This window comes from Streptomyces sp. NBC_00876, assembly GCF_045207435.1.
Classification (GTDB): Bacteria; Actinomycetota; Actinomycetes; order Streptomycetales; family Streptomycetaceae; genus Streptomyces.
In genome coordinates this window covers 78345-95208 of record NZ_CP108801.1, presented here as the reverse complement: position 1 = coordinate 95208, position 16864 = coordinate 78345, and the positions used below count along the sequence as shown (strand labels likewise).

Annotated in this window: 16 protein-coding genes; 13 read left to right on the top strand and 3 right to left on the bottom strand. The window is 72.1% G+C overall.

The features are described from left to right. From OG782_RS37545 to OG782_RS37530, 4 genes are all read left to right on the top strand, one after another. Positions 1-1812 carry a beta-ketoacyl synthase N-terminal-like domain-containing protein gene (locus OG782_RS37545; protein WP_331742326.1) on the top strand — a complete coding sequence of 604 codons (1812 nt, stop codon included), beginning with the start codon at positions 1-3 and terminating at the stop codon, positions 1810-1812. Continuing rightward, the gene (locus tag OG782_RS37540; RefSeq protein ID WP_331742323.1) at positions 1809-2648 is read left to right on the top strand and encodes a 4'-phosphopantetheinyl transferase superfamily protein; all 840 of its coding nucleotides are present in this window, start codon (positions 1809-1811) and stop codon (positions 2646-2648) included. The genes OG782_RS37545 and OG782_RS37540 overlap by 4 nt, the downstream gene beginning before the upstream one ends. Positions 2649-3005: 357 nt before the next feature. Next, positions 3006-3827 (top strand): AfsR/SARP family transcriptional regulator, encoded by an 822-nt coding sequence (locus tag OG782_RS37535; protein ID WP_331742320.1) that lies wholly within the window; start codon positions 3006-3008, stop codon positions 3825-3827. A gap of 87 nt (positions 3828-3914) precedes the next feature. After that, positions 3915-5138, top strand: coding sequence for a class I adenylate-forming enzyme family protein (locus tag OG782_RS37530; protein ID WP_406459566.1), 1224 nt, complete (start codon positions 3915-3917; stop codon positions 5136-5138). A gap of 72 nt (positions 5139-5210) precedes the next feature. On the opposite strand, the gene OG782_RS37525 is transcribed toward OG782_RS37530, so the two are convergent. Together OG782_RS37525 and OG782_RS37520 are read right to left on the bottom strand one after the other, a co-directional pair. Next, positions 5211-5336 (bottom strand): hypothetical protein, encoded by a 126-nt coding sequence (locus tag OG782_RS37525; RefSeq protein WP_406459564.1) that lies wholly within the window; start codon positions 5334-5336, stop codon positions 5211-5213. Positions 5337-5906: 570 nt separating this feature from the next. Beyond that, positions 5907-6380, bottom strand: coding sequence for a DUF1772 domain-containing protein (locus tag OG782_RS37520; protein ID WP_331742311.1), 474 nt, complete (start codon positions 6378-6380; stop codon positions 5907-5909). A 173-nt stretch (positions 6381-6553) separates the two neighbouring features. On the opposite strand from OG782_RS37520, the gene OG782_RS37515 reads away from it, so the two are divergent. Continuing rightward, positions 6554-7777, top strand: coding sequence for an FAD-dependent monooxygenase (locus tag OG782_RS37515; RefSeq protein WP_331742308.1), 1224 nt, complete (start codon positions 6554-6556; stop codon positions 7775-7777). A gap of 45 nt (positions 7778-7822) precedes the next feature. Here OG782_RS37515 and OG782_RS37510 read toward each other — a convergent pair whose 3' ends face one another. Next, positions 7823-8485 carry a TetR/AcrR family transcriptional regulator gene (locus tag OG782_RS37510; protein WP_331742305.1) on the bottom strand — a complete coding sequence of 221 codons (663 nt, stop codon included), beginning with the start codon at positions 8483-8485 and terminating at the stop codon, positions 7823-7825. 172 nt (positions 8486-8657) lie between these two features. Here OG782_RS37510 and fabD point away from each other — a divergent pair, with 172 nt between their 5' ends. The 8 genes from fabD (at position 8658) to OG782_RS37470 (ending at position 16862) form a co-directional block, all read left to right on the top strand. Continuing rightward, entirely contained in the window at positions 8658-9626 is a 969-nt protein-coding gene (gene fabD, locus OG782_RS37505) for an ACP S-malonyltransferase (RefSeq protein WP_331742302.1), read from the top strand. Positions 9627-9710: 84 nt separating this feature from the next. Further along, a complete protein-coding gene (locus OG782_RS37500; RefSeq protein ID WP_331742453.1) occupies positions 9711-10121 on the top strand; it encodes an acyl carrier protein in 411 nt (136 codons plus the stop codon). A gap of 118 nt (positions 10122-10239) precedes the next feature. Next, positions 10240-11007, top strand: a complete 768-nt coding sequence (locus OG782_RS37495; RefSeq protein WP_331742299.1) for an SDR family oxidoreductase — start codon at positions 10240-10242, stop codon at positions 11005-11007. Positions 11008-11038: 31 nt separating this feature from the next. Further along, complete coding sequence (locus tag OG782_RS37490; RefSeq protein ID WP_331742296.1) at positions 11039-11491, top strand: 3-hydroxylacyl-ACP dehydratase; 453 nt, start codon at positions 11039-11041, stop codon at positions 11489-11491. Beyond that, a complete protein-coding gene (locus OG782_RS37485) occupies positions 11488-12765 on the top strand; it encodes a beta-ketoacyl-[acyl-carrier-protein] synthase family protein (RefSeq protein WP_331742293.1) in 1278 nt (425 codons plus the stop codon). The genes OG782_RS37490 and OG782_RS37485 overlap by 4 nt, the downstream gene beginning before the upstream one ends. Beyond that, positions 12762-13184 (top strand): hydroxymyristoyl-ACP dehydratase, encoded by a 423-nt coding sequence (locus OG782_RS37480; RefSeq protein WP_331742290.1) that lies wholly within the window; start codon positions 12762-12764, stop codon positions 13182-13184. Before OG782_RS37485 ends, OG782_RS37480 begins: the two co-directional genes overlap by 4 nt. Further along, positions 13181-14467 carry a beta-ketoacyl-[acyl-carrier-protein] synthase family protein gene (locus tag OG782_RS37475; protein WP_331742287.1) on the top strand — a complete coding sequence of 429 codons (1287 nt, stop codon included), beginning with the start codon at positions 13181-13183 and terminating at the stop codon, positions 14465-14467. The genes OG782_RS37480 and OG782_RS37475 overlap by 4 nt, the downstream gene beginning before the upstream one ends. Positions 14468-14495: 28 nt before the next feature. After that, positions 14496-16862, top strand: a complete 2367-nt coding sequence (locus OG782_RS37470) for a beta-ketoacyl-[acyl-carrier-protein] synthase family protein (RefSeq protein ID WP_331742284.1) — start codon at positions 14496-14498, stop codon at positions 16860-16862. Positions 16863-16864: the final 2 nt, after the last annotated feature.

Here is a 16864-nt window from a genome sequence, read left to right as displayed (position 1 = left end):
ATGGACAACAGGGAAATCCTGACGCGCTTCAAGAGCGGTGCTCTGGGCCGTCAGCAGGTCCTCGCGCTGCTGTCGGGCACGGCGCCGGCCGGCCCCGCGACGCAGAACGGGGCGGCGCAACTGCCGGCCGCCCGGCCCGTGACCTTGCCGGAAGTCCGGCTCGCCTCTCCCGCCCAACTCGACCGGGGCGTACGTGAGAACCCCCGGGAGGCCGTCCGGCGCGCCGCCGCACCGTACGACGAGGGATTTGCCGTCATCGCCGTCGAATGCCTCTTCCCCGGGGCCGCCGGTCTGGCGGCCTTCTGGGAGACGGGGCTCGGGCCGGCGGAGCGCTCCATGACCGGGGACGGCGCAGCGGGGTTCCTCTTCGACGCGGCGGACGCCTTCGACCCCGGGCCGTTCCGCCTGGGCCCGGCCGAGGCGGCCTCGACGGACCCCCGGGAGCGGCTGCTGCTGCACTGCGCCTGGCAGGCACTGGAGGACGCCGGGTATGCCGGGGCCCGGCTGGACGCGCTGACCGGAGCCGACGGTGAGCGGCGCGGCGTCGGCGTCTTCACGGCCGTCGCCCCCCAGGACCGCGCGCGGCCGGCCGTCGAGGAGTCCGGAGCGGTCGCACCCCGGCTTCCCGCGGCAGCACGCCTCTCGCGCATCCTGGATCTGCACGGCCCCAGCCAGAACGTCGACACCGGCCCCTCCTCGTTCCTCACCGCTGTGCACCAGGCGCTCGGCGCGCTGCGCGCGGGCGAGTGCGCGGCGGCCCTTGTCGCCGCCGCCGAACTGGACGCAGACGGCGGCGGCGTGGCCGTGGTGCTCATCAAACCGCTGGCCGCCGCGCGGTACGCCGGGGACCGGATGCATGCCGTGCTGACCGCGAGTGCGGTGGGCCACCCCGGGCGCGGCGAGTCCGGCGCACTGCGCGAGCGGCTGCGCCGCCGGGTCCTGGACGACGCGGGCGGTGTGCCGGCCGACCGGGTGCGCCTGGAGGAGGACACCGGCAGCGCGGCGGCCCAGGTGGGCCGGGCAGCCGGCGTCGCCATCGGGGCGGCCGCTCTGGTGCGCGCCGTTCTCCAGCTGCGGCACGCCGTTCTGCTCCCGGGGCCGGGCCGCGAGCGCCCCGCGCCCTGGGGGACGGGCCCCGGGGCGGCGCCGCGTACGGCGCTGGCCGGGGTGCACGAGGCGGATGCCCCGCACGCCGTCGTGGTGGTGCAGGAGCCGCCGGTGGTGAGCGACGCGCCCCCGCAGGACCCCGGCCAGGACGAGGGCCCGCAGCTGGTGCTGCTGTCGGCCGCCACCCCCGGGCAGCTGGCCGGCACGGCCGGGCGCTTCGCGGACTGGCTCGCCTCGTTCGAGCACAACGCGGGGCAGAAGCCGCCCGGCCCCGCCGAGGTGGCGCGGGAACTGCGGCTGGGGCGGGCCGTCATGGACTGCCGGCTGGCCGTGGTGGTGCACGACACGGCCCAGCTGATCGATGCGCTGGCCGGGTTCGCGGAGCGCGGCACAGGCTCCGGCGGCGAGGAGACATCGGCCGGGCCGGCCTCGGTGCGCGTCGTGGACCTGCGGGCCGCGACGGCCGGTCCGCTGCTGCTGAGCGAACTCGCCGAGACGCGCGGCTATGTCGGGGCGCTGTGGCGTGGCCGGCGGTTCGAGCAGCTGACGCGGCTGTGGCTGGCGGGTGTCGACGTACTGGCCCAGGACCGCATCGAGCACCCGGCCCCCGTGGTGGAACTGCCCACGAACTCACCGCCGCCCGGACGGTGGCTCGGCGAGGACGCCGGCCCGGGACGCCCGGGACGCCCGGGGAGCACGCGGTGACGGCTGATCTGCGTACCCGGGAGGCCGTCGAGGAGGCGGACCGGGAGACGGACTCCGCCCCCGTGACGCTGTGGCTGTGCTCCAACGACGGCCTCGACCCCGAGACCGCCAGGCTGCTGGCCGACCACTGGCTCGATGCGCAGGAGCAGAAGACCGCGGGGAAGTTCCTCTTCGAACGGGACCGGCTCCAGTACCTGATCGCCCACACCCTCGTACGGCGTGCGCTGTCGCTCGAGGCGGGCCGGGCGGAGGCCGAACTGGTCATCTGGCGTTCGGCGCGCGGCCGGCCCTTCCTTCGCCCGGCCACCGACCGGCTGTCGCAGGACAGCGGCGTGCTGGACTTCAACCTCTCCCATGCCGGCGGCTACAACCTGCTCGGCATCGTGCGCCAGGCCCGTATCGGCGTGGACGTCGAACGGGTCGAGGACCGTGACCAGCAGGCCGTCGCCACGATCCTGAACGCCATCGCACCCCGGGAGCGCGACTGGGCGCAGCAGCCGGGCCCGGGTCGCGAGCGCGACCGGCGGGCCCTGCGCCTCTGGACGCTGAAGGAGGCCTACTCCAAGGCGCGCGGTCTCGGTCTCGGCATCCCCTTCGACAGCTTCGAGTTCACGCTGGACGACGAGCGCGGGGTACGCACCTTCACCCCGCCGGCCGACGACGAGGCCCGCCCCTGGCGGTTCGTCGAACTGGAGCCGGTGCCCGGCGTGCTGGTCGCTGTCGCCGTGCCCGCCGCCGAGGGGGACGCGGACATCCACCTCAACCTCGGCTTCCCCTGGAGCCGGTCCGCGCCCCAGCAGTTCCCTCTGCCCCCACCGGTAGGCAGAAGTCTCTGAAACACCATGAGCTCTCCGAACACCACGAGCGCTCCGGAACACCACGAGCGCTCCGGAACACCACGAGCGCTCCGGAACACCACAGGTTCTCTGAAACTCCACGGGAGAAGCGGGGCCGCCGTTCGCGGTTCTCCGCCGCCCGAAGAAACAGACCGCGCTGCCCTCTTTTGCATTCGCACCCATGCTCTCGAACGGTTCCGATCAAATGCCCGACGCCATGCTTGGGAATTCGCTCGAGGAACGCTTGAGAAATTTACTGAATGTTCGAGAATCCCGCTAGTTTGCCTGCAGCGGAGGCAGAATTCAGGCCACCGGAAGGAAAGCGAGACAAGGAACTCGACGAGTACGGAGGAGACCGTGAGGATTCAGGTTCTGGGTCCGTTGAGTGCCGAGGTCGACGGGGGATCCATCGTTCCGTCCGCGGGCAAGCCGCGGCAGATTCTGGCTCTGCTCGCCCTCTACCCGGGGCGCGTCATGCCCGTGCCCACCTTGATGGAGGAGATCTGGTCGACGGCGCCGCCGCAGAGCGCGCTGACCACGCTTCAGACGTACATCCTCCAGCTGCGCAGACGGCTGGGTACGGCGATGGGGACCGATACGCCCAGCCGGGCCAAGGACATCCTCGCCACCCGGCACGGCGGCTATCTGCTGCAGATCCCCGAGGACTCGGTCGATGTGCACGACTACGAAGGCCTGGTCCGCGAGGGGCAGGCGGCCTTCGAGATCGGTGACAACGTCGTCTCGGCGGCCCGGTTCAGGGCCGCGCTGGACCTGTGGCGGGGTTCGGCACTGGTGGACGTGCGGATCGGCCCGATACTCGACATCGAGGTCCGTAGGCTCCAGGAGAGCCGGCTGATGACGGTGGAGCGGCGCGTCGACGCCGAGCTGAGGCTGGGACGGCATGCCGAACTCATCGCCGAGATGACCGAGCTGACGGCACGCCATCCCCAGCACGAGGGGCTGCACTCCCAGCTCATGGTGGCCCTGTACCGGTCGGGCCGGCAGGCATCGGCCCTGGAGTCCTACCGGCGGCTGCGCATGCGCCTCATCGAGGACCTGGGTGTGGAGCCCTCTCCCCAGTTGCAGCGCCTGCATCAGGCCATGCTGGCGGTCGACCCGCTGCTGGACGTGCTGGCCGGCCCGCGGCACGGCTCCACGTTCGATCTGTTCGCCGCGTGACGTCCACCCCGTCTCGAAGACCTCTCGAGTACCGGCGCGGAGAGTGGGGCACCGTTCCCGCTCCGCCGCCGGCACCAGGAGGTCACCGTGGCCGTGCTCAGACACCTGGACAGTCCCTTGGACGGTCTGCTGCGCCGAGCCGCGGAGCGGTTCGGGGACCGCCCGGCGCTCACCACCCCGGCGGGGACCCTGAGCTTCGCCGAACTGGACCGTGAGGCGGACCGGATCGCCCGCGGCATCCGCCGCACCGTACGGCAGGCGGACGCCGCAGTGGTCGCCGCCTGCACCCTGGACGCCGACTTTCCCGCCGTGTACTTCGGTACGGTGCGCAGCGGGAAGGTGCTGGTCCTGGCCGATCCATCGGCGGGCCCGGCCGCCGTGCACGACGTCTGTACGGCGGCCGGGGCCGAGATCGCCTTCCTGCCCGCCCCGGCGGCCGGGCGGCTCACCGGGAACGGCGCCCTCCCGTCCGGTCCGCACACCGTGATAGCCACGGGCGACGCCACCGGCCACGGTCCGGGCACCGCGATGCGGGCCCTGCTGGACGCCGGCTCCGGCCCGGCCCCGTCCTCGGCGTTCACCGATGCCGACGCGGTGGCGTGCGTACAACGGATCGTGCATCCCACGGCAGGGGTACGGGAGTTGCGTCTGACGCACCGCAATCTGCTGGCCAACGCGGCGCAGACCGCCATCGCCCACGGGCTGGACGCCGACAGCATCGTGGTCAACCACATGCAGGCCTATCACCCCTCCCTGCTGGCGGCGGCCGTGCACGCCGGGGCCGAGCAGGTCCTGGTGGCCGACCCCGACCCGTGCGCGGGCATGACGGCCAGCCGCCGGCTGCGGGCCACCCACTACTACGGCTTCCCGGCCCGGCTGGCCCTGTTGACCGACGACGAACGCTTCGCCACACACGGCGAGTTCCCGCCCACGGCCCATCTGCGCGCCGTGTTCTCGGACGGCACCGCGCTGGAGCCGGGCATCGCCCGGCAGTTGCGCGACACCTTGCGGGTGCCCGTGCTGCAGGGGTACGGGGTCGGCGGGCTGTCCGCGCTCTCCCATGCGCAGGCCCCCGGCTCCCTGCCCGAGCGCGGAGCTGTGGGTGCGCCCCTGCCGGGCACCGAGTGCCGCGTGGTCGACCCCGACACCCGTACGCCCGCGGCGGTGTGGTCCGACGGCGAGGTGGAGATACGCGGGCCGCAGGTGCCGTCCGCACGTCCGGACGGCTGGCTGGCCACGGGGGACATGGGCTACCTCGACCTCGACGGCGAACTTCACCTGGTGACCCGTAAGGTCCCGGCGTTCGCCTGAGGCCTTCCCGCAGGTTCTTTCGACCCCGGACGCCGTCAGCGCCTGGGATGGCGGGGCAGCCCCCGGGCGCCGTCAGCGCCTGGGCCAGCCGATGTCCTCGTCCGACTGGGCCTCCTGGGCCGGCTCGTCGTTCACCTGCCGTTCCCCCTCACCGCTGTGCGCGGTCGGCGGCCGGGCCCGGAAGTGACGCACACGCATGGCCTCATCGGTCGACCCCCTGGCAGCGGACGGGAAACGGGGCAGGTCACGGTCCGGACGCAGACCGGGCCATCGAAAGACTCCCGTGACCCGCTTGAGAACCGCTGGAAGAACGCATGATGTTCGCACGAGAGAGATTCGAGAGGGAGTCGAGAGGGATCCGAGGGGGAATCGAGAGTAGCTCGGTGAGTGTTCGAAGGGGCTTCGGGAACGATTTACGTCAATCGACGGCCGGGGAAAGATCCGGCGATTTTCTCGAGCGGCACTCGATTCGTAAAAAGGTGTCTTGACGGCCACCGGAAGTCCAGCGAATCTCAATAGGGAATTCGCCATGTGCTCTCCCCGCACAGGTGTTGTCCACGACGAAGGAGGCCCTCTCGTGGCCGGTAAGAGCAAGCACATCCAGAAGGCCGAGTCCGACCTCGTGATCGATGAGCCCCTGGACCTGGACTCCGAGGAGTCCATCCTCGGCAACATCGCCCTTCAGTAGGGTCCGTCCGGACCGGCTTGTGCGGGAGGGGGCTCACCGGCATCGGTGAGCCCCCTCCCGCACAAGCCGGTCCGGCAGCCTCAGGAGGCCAGAAGTGCGATGCACATGCCGCCCAGCGCGATCGTCTGGAGGGCGACCCGGGCGTTGATGACGCTGTCCCAGGTGCGCTGCAGCGTGCGGGCGTCGGGGGCGGTGCGGCAGTCGAGGGCCGCGCCGGTCAGCTCCTTGTTCACGGGGGCGCTGATCTTGTTGTAGACCGCCAGCCACACCACGAGGGCGACGGCGGCCACGCCGGCCGCCACGGCGGTCACGGTCTTGCCGTCGACGGCCGCGACGACCGTGGTGCCGACGGTCGCCACGAGTCCGAACACGCCGGGTACCGGCATCCGCTGGTCCCCGAAGCGGTGGATCTGCCCCATCGTGCTGGTGAGGACCACGTCGTCGACGTGGGCCATGGCAGGCCGCTGGACGAGGGCGGAGAAGACGTCGGTTCCGTACACGACGGCGTTGGCCATGGTGGCCACCACGGCCAGCGTTTGCAGGAGCGCTTCCATCAACAACCACCTTCGTCGGTCTACGAGTACAGTCAATGCTCCATTGTCTATCGATGACACTATAGAGTTCGTCGATTGAAATGCTAGCGTTGACAGGAAGATTGTTCAGCGGACCACCGCCCGGACAGCCATGACCGGACCCACCGCCCGGACAGCTATGAGGAGACCTGCAGATGGCCATCGGACGCGCCCGTCGCATACTCATCGCCGGCGGAGGGATCGGCGGCCTCGCCGCTGCCCTCGCGCTGCAGCGCAGGGGATTCGAAACCGTCGTCTTCGAACGGGCGGAATCGCTGCGCGACGGCGGCGCCGGCCTGCACATCTGGACCAACGGCGTGCTCGCCCTGGACTACCTCGGCCTGGCCGAGCAGATCCTGCAGATCGCCCCGGTCCAGCAGGTCGCCCACTTCACCAACACCCGCGGTGACGTGCTGGGCGCCTGGCCCGTCGGCGACTTCGTCGAGCGCTACGGCGCCCCCACCATCGCCGTCGAACGGTCCGTCCTGCACGGCGTTCTGCGCGACGCGCTGGAGGGCTCACCGCTGCGCACCAACGCCCAGGTGGTCTCCTTCGACCAGGACGCCGAGGGGGTCACGGTCCACTTCGCGGACGGCGGCAGCGAACGCGGTGACCTGCTGATCGGTGCCGACGGCATCCACGGCGCCGTGCGCGACGGCCTCTTCGGCCCCGCCCGCAACCGGTTCAGCGGGTACATCGCCTGGCGCGGCCGGGCCCCGATGGAACACCCCGACATCCCCGAGGGCACGTTCAACGCCATCTTCGGCCCGGGAACCCGGTTCACGTACTACGACGTGGCGCCCGGCCTCGTCCACTGGATGAGCGTGGCCAACGGGGCCCCCGGCGGGCGCGACGGCGCCGGTGTGCGCGACATGCTGCTGCGCCGGCACGAGGGCTGGGCCGGTCCGGTGGCCGACATCCTGCGCGCCACCCCCGAGGACTGGATCCTGCGGGGCGACGTCGAGGGCCGCAAGCCCGAACGGCAGTGGGGCAAGGACCGGGTCACCCTCCTCGGGGACGCCGCGCACCCCATCACCTTCAACATCGGGCAGGGTGCCTGCCAGGCGCTGGAGGACGCGCTCGTGCTCGCCGAGTACCTCGACCAGCCCGGTGATTCGGTCTCCGCCCTGCGCCGTTACGAGGACGAGCGCCGCCGGCGCACCGCTCCGCTGCAGCGCATCGCCTGGATGATCGGGAAGATGGGTGCCGTGGAGAACCCCCTGCTGCTGAAGGCGCGGGAGGCGTTCATGCGCAAGAACTGGAACACGAAGGCGTTCAAGGCGGCGGAGAAGGACCAGGTGGCGTACGGAACCCGCTGGGCCAAGAAGGCCCCTGCCCCTGCTCCTGCCCCCGTCCCCGTCACCGACCGCGCCGACTAGGGTCCTTCGCGCCGGAGGCCCTGGGCCCCCAGCGCTTCCCCCCGATCACGCCGGGCCCGCCGAACCCCCGTCGGCGGGCCCGGCGCCATGGGTGCCCACGGGCCCCGGCGGCTCCGGTGCGGACGGGGACTGCCGGTCCGCGAACCCCTCCACCGCACGGATGCCGGCCGCGGGGTCCAGGCCCTCCCAGACCCGGTGCCCGGCCGGGAAGCCCAGCGAGACCAGCGTGTTGACGAGCATGCCGCGCGCCACGAACGACGTGTGGGGCACCGCATCGGTGCCCGTCGCGCGATGCACGGCGTCCCACAGCTTCTGCCAGTGGGCGCGGACCGTCCCGGCGAAGGCGTGGTCACCGTCGGCCTCCGCCGCCGCCGCGGCGGCGTAGACCTGCATCTGCATCAGCAGGTTCTCGGGTTCCTTGACGATGACCCGCGTGTACGCGTTGGCCATCGCGCGCGTCGCCTCCTCGCCGGACAGCCCCTCCGCCGCGTCCACCAGCCGCTCGGTGATCTGCGTCAGGCAGCGCGCGGCTGCGGCCAGGAACAGTGCCTGCTTTCCCGGGAACAGCCGGAACACATACGGCTGGGACACCCCCGAGCGCCGGGCGATCGTCTCCGTGGAGGTGCCGTGGTAGCCGCCCCGGGCGAACTCGATCACCGCCGCACGGACGACGACCTCACGTCTCTCCTGCGCGCTCATCCTGGCCATGGCGTCAAAGCTCACCGCTGCGTGACGCCGCGTCAAGCGGCAGCGGCAGTGAGCGGGAATCGAGACACATTCGAGGAATGCGCCAGAGCGCGGTGCGACATTCGCAGGGTCGAGAACCACTCGCCGACGGCTCGATGACCCAGCACCCACCATCCAGTGAGGCAGGACGGGAATGAGCGACAACCTCTTCACGATGTTTCCCGGACAAGGATCGCAGCGCGCCGGTATGGCCGGTCATCTGCTTCGCGAGCACCCCCGCTCGGCCGGACGCGTTCTGGCACATGCGCAGGAGGCCACCGGTCTCCCGCTGATCCAGCTGTGCTCCACCGCACCCGGCACCGACCTGGAGCCGACCGAGATCGCCCAGCCCGCCATCGTCGCCACGAGCCTGGCCGTGTACCAGGTACTGCACGAGGAGACCGGGTTCGTACCCGGCGCGGTGGCCGGACACAGCCTGGGGGAGTACACCGCCCTCGTCGTCGGCGGCGTGCTCGCCGCCGACGACGCCCTGCGCCTGGTGCGCCGCCGCGGCGAACTGATGGCCGGCGTCTCGCAGCGGGTCTCGGGAGCCATGGCCGCACTCATGGGCCTTGCTCCCGAGCAGATCGAGGAGATCTGCGCCCGTGCGGCCGGGCTCGGCGTGGTGGAGGTGGCCAACTACAACGAGGCCGGGCAGACCGTCGTCTCGGGACAGGACGCCGCCGTCGCCGAGGCGATGCGGCTGGCCGTCGAGGCCGGTGCCGAACGCGCCGTCGCGCTGAAGGTCTCCGCCCCCTTCCACTGCTCCCTCATGCGTGTCATCGAGGACGAGTTCGCCGCCGAACTGGGCCGCGTGACCTTCCGCGCCCCCCGGCTCCCGGTGTACAGCTCGGTGACCGGCACCCTCGTGCGCGACGGCGCCCACGCCCGTGATCTGCTGCGCCGCCAGCTGGCCGGCCCGGTGCGCTGGGTCGACGTACTCGCCGCCGCCACCGCGACCGGCCCCGACGGCTATCTGGAGGTCGGTCCCGGCCGGGTCCTCAGCGGCTTCGCCAAGCGGACCGACCCCGGCGCCGAGGTGCGCAGCACCAACGACGCGCGCCGCATCACCACACTCCTGCGCGACCTGCGACAGGAGTCTCCCGCTGCGGCCGCCGCCTAGGCGCAGACCGCTCCCGGCGTACCGGCGCCCGCGCCGGTCCGTACGCAACAACCCACCGAAAGGCAGCCAGCGGTGTCCGAAACCCTGATTCCCACGTTGACCGACTACCTCTCCGCGGTGCAGGCCGCCGTCGCCGACGCCCTCGGCATCGACGAGGACGAGGCCGTTCCCGAGGCGACCCTGCTGGGCGAGCTCGGTGCGGAGTCGATCGACCTGCTCGACATCCTGTTCCGTCTCGAGCGCACCACCAAGGTGAAGATCACCGTGGCCGACATCGCCGACCTGCTCCAGGGCGGCATCCCCGACGAGGAGTTCGGCGACGAGAACGAGGTCGTCAACGAGACCGGTCTCGCGCACCTGGAGAAGGTGCTGCCGCAGTTCGACCGCAACCAGCTGTCGGAGCCGCTGACGGCCGAGGGCGTGCTCGGACTGTTCACCGTCCAGAACCTCACCGACCTGCTGACCGAGCGGGCCCGCGCGGCCGAGGCCGCCTGACCCGCCCCCGCTCTCCGTGGCCGGCGTCCGGGCCAATGGCGTCCCGGACCCGGCCGCGGGGCCCCGGCACCCGGGGCAGTCGTGCCGCCCATCTCCCGGCAGAAACAGGAAGAGACAGATGAAGCTGAAGGACCGCACCGCCTTGGTCACCGGAGCCTCCCGCGGCATCGGCCGGGCCATCGCCCTGGGACTGGCCGAGCAGGGAGCGGCTGTCGCAGTGAACTACCGCGCCCGCCAGGACGACGCCCTCGCGGTGGTCAAGGAGATCGAGGCGGCGGGCGGCCGGGCCGTGGCGATCGGCGCGGACGTCGCCGACCCGCAGGACGCGGCCCGCCTGGTCGCCGAGGCCAACCGCCAACTGGGCCCCCTGAACCTGCTGGTCAACAACGCCGGCGTCAGCGACGACGGCCTGATCTACGACTCCCCGCCGGACGCCTGGCTGAACGTCATGAAGGTCAACTTCGGCGGCGCCTACCACTGCACCCACGCCGTGATGGAGCAGTTCATGGCGCAGGGCGAGGCCACGGTCGTCAACATCTCCTCCGCCATGGGGGAGCGCGGCTGGATCGGGCAGTCCAACTACTCGGCCTCCAAGGGCGCGCTCAACTCGTTCACCCGGTGCGCCGCCGTCGAACTCGCGCGCTTCGGCGTACGGGTCAACGCGGTCCTGGCCGGCTTCACCCCGACCGAACTGGTCGAGGAGGTCATGCAGCGGGACGGCGGCAAGAGCATCAAGCGGCAGATTCCGATGCGCAGGTTCGCGACCGTCGAGCAGGTGGCCGCGGCAGCGGTGTTCCTGTCGGGGCCCGACTCCGGCTACACCACCGGCGAACTGCTCTGTGTGGACGGCGGATTCTCCGCCCAGCTCGGCATCGGCCGTCCGTGACGGGCCGCAGGAACCGGGAGAAGAGACGACGATGCGATTTCATCTGATCGACAGGATCGAGACGTGCGCGCCCAACGAGCGCATCACGGCCCGCAAGGTCACCTCCGTCGACGAGACCTACTGGCAGCACACCGGGGACGGCCCCGTCCTGCCCTTCGGCCTCGCGCTGGAAGCCCTCTGCCAGGCCGCCACCTGGCTGATCATGATCAGTACCGACCACCGGCTGCGCGCCGCGCTGCTCGCCGTGGGCGAGGCGACCTCGCACCGGCAGGTACAGCCCGGTGAGGTCCTGCACATGGAGGCGAGGATCGAGTCGATGAACGAGGACGCCGCCGTTCTGGACGGCACCGTCACCGTGGACGGCGAGAGCGTGCTCGAGGTCAGCGGCATCCTGTGCGCCCTGATCGACGCCGAACGGCTCGACGACCCGGCGAACACCCGGCGCATGGCGCACCAGCTTCAGGGCGGAGGACCGGTCGGATGACACGCGTGGCCATTACCGCGGTGGGTGCCGTCACCCCACTGGGCAACGACGCCGACACCACCTGGGAGGGGCTGGCCGCCGGACGCAGCGGCGTCGGCCGGCTGACCACCTTCGACGCAGAAGGATTCCCGGTGCGGATCGCCGCACAGGTCAAGGACTTCGACGCGGCCAAGTCGATCCCGTCCCGCGTCGGACGCAAACACCTCTCGCGCGTCGGCCAGTTCGGCGTCGCCGCCGCCTGGGAGGCGGTGCGCCGCGCCGGCCTCGACCAGCTGTCGGAGGATGTCTACGCGGCCGACGAGCGCGGGGTCTCGATGGGCGCCAGCGTCGGCCGCCCCGAACTGCAGACGCTGCTGGACATCGGCCATCTGCGCACCACCACCGGCCGGCCGGACGCCTTCATCTGCCAGCCGCCCGGCGTCGCGCTGACGGACGACCAGAACGTGCCGCTGAGCGCCATGGCCCGGATGATCGGCGGCACCGGCCCGATGATGGGCATCAGCACCGCCTGTGCGGGTTCCGGGCACGCCATCGGGGAGGCGTTCCGCGCCATCCAGGAAGGCGATGCCAAGGTCATGGTCGCCGGGGGCTACGACTCCCTGACCACCTGGCTCGACCTGCTCGGCTTCAGCCTGCTGGGCGCGCTCACCGACCGGTACAACGACGACCCCGAGCACGCCTCACGCCCCTTCGACGCGGACCGTTCCGGCTTCGTGGTCGGCGAGGGCGCCGTCGCCGTCGTCCTGGAGGACATGGAGACGGCCCGCGCCCGCGGCGCGACGGTGCTCGGCGAGGTGCTGGGCTACGGCTCCACGCTCAACGCCTGGCGCATCACCGACTCACCGCCCGACGGGTCCGGCGCGATCCAGGCCATGGAGGGCGCCCTGGCGGACTCCGGCCTGAAGACCGGCGACATCGACTACGTCGTCGCCCACGGCACCAGCACGCACGGCAACGACCAGTCCGAGACCGTCGCCATCAAGAAGGTCTTCGGCGCCGACACCGAACGCCTGGTGGTCAGCGCACCCAAGTCCATGGCCGGTCACCTGACATCGGCCAGCCTGGGCCTGGGCGTCCTGGCCGCACTCGGTGCCATGGAGCACTCACTGGTCCCGCCCACCATCAACCTCGACACCACCGACCGCGGCCTCGACCTCGACTACGTACCGCACACCGCCCGCGCGATGCCGGTCAAGGCGGTCCTGATCAACGCGTTCGCCTTCGGCGGCAGCAACACCAGCATCGTCATCGGCGCCGCACGGGAGGACGCATGACAGCCACGACCGGGCCGGAGGCCACCTCCATAGCGCCCGTCTTCGACCGGATCGAGGAACTCGTACCCGGCGAGCGGGCCGTGGCCGTACGCAACATCCCCCAGACCCTCACGGTCTTCGACACCCACTTCCCGCGCCACCCCATCCTTCCCGGCGTGCTGCTCCTGGAGAGCATGGCCGCCCTGGCGAAGGCGGCGGCGGGGGGCGAGCGGGCCTGGCGGCTGGAGTCCGTACGAGCGGTGCGCTTCAAGCACTTCGTCGGCCCCGGCGACCAGGTACGGATCACCGCCGAGGTCATCAGGAGCACCGAGCAGACGACCGAGGTACGGGCCACCGCCCGGGTCGGGGACCGGGTGGTCGCCACCGCCCGCACCCTGACGCTGGTGGGCACGGGCCGGGCCGGGGAGGACACAGCATGAGCGACGACGGACGCCGTGTGGTGGTGACCGGCATCGGGCTGATGACCGCGATCGGCCAGGGCGCGGCACAGACCTGGGAGAACCTGCTCGAGGGCCGGACCGGCATCGGCCCGCTGAAGGCCTACGATCCCGCGCCGCTGCGGACCGGCATCGGCGCGGAGATCCACGACTTCGACCCCACCGATTGGGCGAAGCGGCGCACCCTGCGCATGCTGTGCCGCGGTGACCAGCTGGCCCTGGCCGGGGCGACGCTGGCCCTGCGCGACGCGGGCCTGGACGACGTGGGCGACCTCGGACAGCGCAGCGGGCTCTTCCTCGGCAGCAACAAGGAAATGCCGCGCATGGACGAGCTGATCTCGCAGCTCCAGGCCATCCGCGCCCCGGACGGCACCCCCGACCTGCACAAGCTCGGCCGGACCGCCTCCTCGGTGGTCGCGCCGCTCTTCTTCGTCGAGGGGCTTCAGCCCGCGGCCGGCTTCCACATCTCGGAGAAGTACGGCATCCGGGGCGCCAACTCCTACTTCGCCGGCACCGCCGACTCCGGCGCCATGGCGATCGGCCGCGCCATGCGGACCATCCGCCGCGGTGAGGCCGATGTGGTGGTGGCGGGCGGCTACGACGACGCCACCGGCTGGTGGGCGATGTCGAAGATGGACGGCCTCGGTGTGCTGACGACGCGTACGGAGCTCGGCGAGGAGGCGTTCCGCCCCTTCGACCGCGACCGCAGCGGCTCGGTGTTCGGCGAGGGCGCGGCCCTGCTCGTCCTGGAGGACCGCGAACACGCCCTGGCCCGCGGCGCCCACTGCTACGCGGAGGTCACCGGGTTCGGCTCGGGCAACGACTGCGTACGGCCGCCGAGCCCGCAGCCCCGGGCCCGCGGACTGGCGCGGGCGATCAGCCGCGCGCTGGCCGACTCCGGCGGCGCGTTCCCCGACGGCAGCTACATCGCCGCCCACGGCTGCGCCACTCGCCAGGGCGACGCCAGCGAGACCCTCGCCCTGCACGACGCGCTCGGTACGAGTGCCAAGTCGGCGCTCATCAGCAGCGTCAAACCGCAGACCGGCCACCTGGTCGGCGGCGCCGGGGCGCTGAACGTGGCCGTGGCCGCGCTCACCCTGGACTCCGGCGTCGTGCCCGCCACCAAGAACCTCCACAACCCCGCCGACGACTGTGACCTGGACTACGTCCCGCTCACACCACGTGAGACCCGCCCCGGCAATGCGCTGGCCCTCGCCCGTGGCCTGGAAGGCCAGGCGGTGGCCATCGCTCTGGGGCGGACCTGATGACGCACAACCCGAAAGGAGTCGCGACATGAGCTACGGCGAGCACGGCACCGGCACTTCGCCGGACGGCAGGGCTCGGTCCCGGCGGACCGTCGTGGTCTGCGGTGTGGGTGCGGTGACGGCCCACGGCGACGACGTCACAGCCCTGTGGGAGGGCATCAAGGCCGGCCGCTCGGCCATCGGACCGGTGCGCGGCATGCCGATGGAGGGGTACGGAACCGAGATCGGCGGCGAGGTCGGTGAGCTGCGCACCCCCGACTACGACTACCTGGCGTCCTTCGGCGGACAGGAGCGCGAACCCGCCGTGGACTTCGCCCTGGTGGCGGCGCAGGAGGCGATGCGGCAGGCAGGTCTGACCGATGTCCCCGGCGCCCGCTGGGGCGTGGCCTTCGGTTCCTGCAACGGCGGCCTGCGCAGCGCGGAGAAGCTGGCCCGCCGCGCGGACGAGGGCGGTGCCACCCCCGACGACGGGCGGCACTACCTGCTGGTACCGCCGCAGGCGATAGCCGAGGCGCTCAGCAGCGCCTTCGGTCTCCTGGGCCCGTCGGTGTCGGTGAACACCGCCTGCGCCTCCGGGGCCCACGCCATCGCGCACGCCACCGAGGCGATCGGCGCGGGACGGGCGGACGTCATGCTGGTGGGCGGCAGCGACGCCTTCACGGAGACGGCGTTCGCCGGCTTCACCAGCCTGCAGTCGCTGTCGACGAAGCCGGCCGCCCCGTACTCCAAGGACCGCGACGGTCTCTCGCTCGGTGAGGGCGCGGGCATGCTGGTCCTGGCGGAGGAGTCGGTGGCCCGCGCGGCCGGCGCCCCCATCCTGGCCGAGGTGCTGGGATACGGACTGTCCGCCGACGGCTACCACGCCACGGCCCCGCACCCGCAGGGCGAGGGTGCGGCACGCGCCATCCGCTCCGCGCTCGAGGCCGCGGGCATCGTCCCCGAGGACGTCGGCTACATCAACGGCCACGGCACCGGGACGCCCAAGAACGACTCGGCCGAGAGCAACGCCGTACGCGCCGCGCTCGGTGACGCGGCGGAGAAGACCGCTCTCAGCAGCTCGAAGTCCATGGTCGGGCACCTGCTCGGGGCGGCGGGCGCGGTCGAGGCCATCGTCACCATCCAGGCGCTGGTCGACCAGATCGCGCCGCCCACCGCCAACTTCACCGAGGTGGACCCCAAGTGCGGTCTGGACGCGGTGCCCGATCCCGGCCGCGCCTGGCCCATGGACGTGGCGCTGTCGAACAACTTCGCCTTCGCCGGTGCCAACGCGTGTGTCGCCTTCGGCCGGCCCGGGGGCCGGCACTCCACCCCGGAGGCCGTGCCGCCACCGGACAAGGTCGTGATCACCGGCTTCGCCGCGATCACCTCGGCCGGTGAGGGCGCCGACGCGCTGTGGCAGGCATGGCGCGAGGGGCGCGCCCTGGGCACGGACGAGGACGGACTGAGCGTCGCCCGCGCCGACTTCGATCCGCAGACCTGCATCAGCCCGCGTGAACGGCGCCGGATGGACCGGCTCGGCCAGCTCGCCGTGGCGTCCAGCCGCGGCGCCCTGGAGCACGCCGGACTGACGGCGGACGAACGCGTCGGAGTGGTGCTGGGCACGGGGCTCGGGCCGATGCGCAGCATCGAGGAGTTCCTCCTGCCGGTGCTCGCGGGCTGCCCCGCGCACGGCAGCCCGGCCGTGTTCCCCAACACGGTCTTCAACGCCGCCGCCGGACAGGTCGCCATGAACGTCGGGGCGAAGGGCCCCACGTCGACGGTGACCACCGGACACGCGGCCGGGGCCTCCGCCCTGACGGTCGCCCATGACCTGCTGCTCCAGCACCGGGCGGACGCGGTGGTGTGCCCGGCCGTGGAGGACCTCTCCCCGGGCATTCTGGACGCCTACCGGCGGCTGCCGCTGTTCGAATCCTCCGACTACACCCTCGCCGAGGCGGGCATCGCCCTGGTCCTGGAGCGGGAGTCCACGGCACGGGCCCGCGGGGCCCGGATCCTGGCCGAGTTCGCCGGCCACGGCACCGCATCCGACGCGCGCGGCATCGGCCGCTGGGACCCCCAGGGCGGCGGGGTGGAGCGGGCCATGCGCCAGGCGCTGGAGACCGCCGGGGTCCAGGCGCAGGAGCTGACCGGCATCTACGCCAACGCGGCGGGGCTCAAGCGGGCCGACGCCCCCGAGGCCCTGGCGACCGAACGGCTGGCCGCACCCGGGCAGATCCCGGTGCACACGCCCAAGCAGGTCCTGGGCGAACCGGCGGGAGCCGGTGCGCAGTTGTCCGCCCTGCTCGCGGTCACCGGCTGGGAGCGCGGCATGGACAGCGGGCCCGTCCTCATCAACAGCTCCTCGCTCGGCGGCACCCACATCAGTCTCGTCCTGCGTCCCGCTACGGAGAAGTGACC